The 788-nt window shown below is 72.5% G+C and carries 1 protein-coding gene; it reads left to right on the top strand.

What is annotated here, in order from left to right:
- The coding region (locus ACTOQ3_RS43605) for a polyketide synthase dehydratase domain-containing protein (protein WP_440089952.1) at positions 1-788 on the top strand (788 nt) is incomplete at both ends.

The raw sequence follows: 788 nt of genomic DNA, 5'->3' as shown, positions 1-788 counted from the left end.
CGGTTCTGGGTGGCGGCGCAGGCCGAGGCCGGGGACATGGACGCGGTTGGTTTGGAGGGGATCGATCACCCGCTGCTGAGTGCGGTGACGGAGGTCGCCGGTGGTGAGTCGGTGGTCTTCAGTGGCCGTCTGTCGGTGGCTGCGCAGCCGTGGCTGGCCGATCACGTGGTCAACGGGACGGTGATCGTGCCGGGGACGGCGTTGGTGGAGCTGGCGGGCCGGGCGGGTGAGGAGCTGGGCTGTGCGCTGGTGCGGGAGCTGACGTTGCAGGCTCCGCTGGTGCTGGCGGACGAGGGCGGCGTGCGGGTGCAGGTGCTGGTCGGTGCGGCGCAGGAGCCGGGGGTGCGGTCGGTGGCGATCCACTCGCGAGCCCACGACGCGCAGGACTGGACGCTGCACGCGCAAGGCGAGCTCGCCGAGCAGGTGGCCGAGCCGGGCTTCTCGGTGGCGGTGTGGCCGCCGGCCGATGCGGTGGCGGTGGCGGTGGATGACTTGTATGAGCGTCTGGCCGAGATCGGTCTGGAGTACGGGCCGGTCTTCCAGGGGTTGGCGCGGGCGTGGGTGCGACCGGGTGAGGTGCTGGCCGAGATCGTTCTGCCCGAGCAGGCGCATGCTGAGGCGGCGCGGTTCGGGGTGCATCCGGCGTTGCTGGACGCGGCGTTGCATGCCAGCGCGCTGGGTGATCTGCTGCCTGCCCCCGAGCCGGGGCGGCCGTATCTGCCGTTCGCCTGGAACGGGGTGTCGGTCCACGCGGTCGGCGCCACCACCCTGCGCGTCAGAGCGACCAG

This window comes from Streptosporangium sp. LJ11, from assembly GCF_051918945.1.
Taxonomy (GTDB): Bacteria; Actinomycetota; Actinomycetes; order Streptosporangiales; family Streptosporangiaceae; genus Streptosporangium.
The sequence above is the reverse complement of the archived record's forward strand: the minus strand, read 5'-3'. Positions and strand labels throughout refer to the sequence as shown.